The sequence below is a fragment of the Exiguobacterium sp. SH5S4 genome, from assembly GCF_004337045.1.
Classification (GTDB): Bacteria; Bacillota; Bacilli; order Exiguobacteriales; family Exiguobacteriaceae; genus Exiguobacterium; species Exiguobacterium aurantiacum_A.
Window position 1 is genome coordinate 1 of record NZ_SJUQ01000061.1, and the last position, 1,119, is coordinate 1,119.

Annotated in this window: 10 tRNA genes and 1 rRNA gene; all 11 read left to right on the plus strand. The window is 49.0% G+C overall.

The window, feature by feature from the left end:
- The first annotated feature begins 11 nt into the window (after nt 1-11).
- The 11 genes from rrf (at nt 12) to EVJ32_RS15925 (ending at nt 1,118) form a co-directional block, all read left to right on the plus strand.
- Nucleotides 12-127 (plus strand): 5S ribosomal RNA (gene rrf / locus EVJ32_RS15875).
- 83 nt (nt 128-210) lie between these two features.
- Nucleotides 211-286, plus strand: a tRNA-Asp gene (locus EVJ32_RS15880).
- A gap of 24 nt (nt 287-310) precedes the next feature.
- Nucleotides 311-386 (plus strand) — tRNA-Phe (locus tag EVJ32_RS15885).
- Nucleotides 387-395: 9 nt separating this feature from the next.
- Nucleotides 396-471: transfer RNA gene (locus tag EVJ32_RS15890), tRNA-Thr, on the plus strand.
- A gap of 10 nt (nt 472-481) precedes the next feature.
- A tRNA-His gene (locus tag EVJ32_RS15895) sits at nt 482-557 on the plus strand.
- A 12-nt stretch (nt 558-569) separates the two neighbouring features.
- A tRNA-Lys gene (locus EVJ32_RS15900) sits at nt 570-645 on the plus strand.
- Nucleotides 646-682: 37 nt separating this feature from the next.
- Nucleotides 683-763: transfer RNA gene (locus tag EVJ32_RS15905), tRNA-Leu, on the plus strand.
- A 21-nt stretch (nt 764-784) separates the two neighbouring features.
- A tRNA-Gly gene (locus EVJ32_RS15910) sits at nt 785-859 on the plus strand.
- 7 nt (nt 860-866) lie between these two features.
- Nucleotides 867-951: transfer RNA gene (locus EVJ32_RS15915), tRNA-Leu, on the plus strand.
- Between the two features lie 6 nt (nt 952-957).
- Nucleotides 958-1,034 (plus strand) — tRNA-Arg (locus tag EVJ32_RS15920).
- A 7-nt stretch (nt 1,035-1,041) separates the two neighbouring features.
- Nucleotides 1,042-1,118: transfer RNA gene (locus EVJ32_RS15925), tRNA-Pro, on the plus strand.
- Nucleotide 1,119 lies beyond the last annotated feature (1 nt).

Consider the following 1,119-nt stretch of genomic DNA (forward strand, 5'->3'; position numbering starts at 1 on the left):
ACAATCCCTTGTCTGGTGGCGATAGCGAAGCGGCCACACCCGTTCCCATGCCGAACACGGAAGTTAAGCGCTTCAGCGCCGAAAGTAGTTGGGGGTCTCCCCCTGTGAGGATAGGACGTTGCCAGGCTTTTTATTTTTTTACAAAACTTATTGACTTTATTCTAATTGACATTTAAAATAGGTGGAGTCGATACAAATAGTTTTACAAACGGTCCCGTGGTGTAGCGGTTAACATGTCTGCCTGTCACGCAGAAGATCGCGGGTTCGAATCCCGTCGGGACCGCCATTTTTAATTTAAACTTAATAAGTTGGCTTTGTAGCTCAGTTGGTAGAGCAAAGGACTGAAAATCCTTGTGTCGGCGGTTCGATTCCGTCCAAAGCCACCATTTACACCTGCCGGTGTAGCTCAGTTGGTAGAGCATCTGACTTGTAATCAGAGGGTCGAGGGTTCAAATCCTTTCGCCGGCACCATTTTTTCATGGCGATTGTGGCGAAGTGGTTAACGCACCGGATTGTGATTCCGGCATTCGAGGGTTCAATTCCCTTCAGTCGCCCCATTTTAAATTAATGAGCCATTAGCTCAGTTGGTAGAGCATCTGACTTTTAATCAGAGGGTCGCAGGTTCGAGCCCTGCATGGCTCACCATTTCTCATTAATTAATAGTTATATTTGAATATTATATGCGGGTGTGGCGGAATTGGTAGACGCGCTAGACTTAGGATCTAGTGTCCTTGACGTGGGGGTTCGAGTCCCTTCACCCGCATCTCTAATCAAAACTCATATTGCGGAAGTAGTTCAGTGGTAGAATACGACCTTGCCAAGGTCGGGGTCGCGGGTTCGAATCCCGTCTTCCGCTCCATTAATATGCGGTCGTGGCGGAATCGGTAGACGCGCTAGGTTGAGGGCCTAGTGGTGGTTAACACCGTGGAGGTTCAAGTCCTCTCGACCGCATTTTATGCACCCTTAGCTCAGCTGGATAGAGCGTTAGACTACGAATCTAAAGGCCGGGAGTTCGAATCTCTCAGGGTGCACCATTTATAACGGGAAGTAGCTCAGCTTGGTAGAGCACTTGGTTTGGGACCAAGGGGTCGCAGGTTCGAATCCTGTCTTCCCGACCAT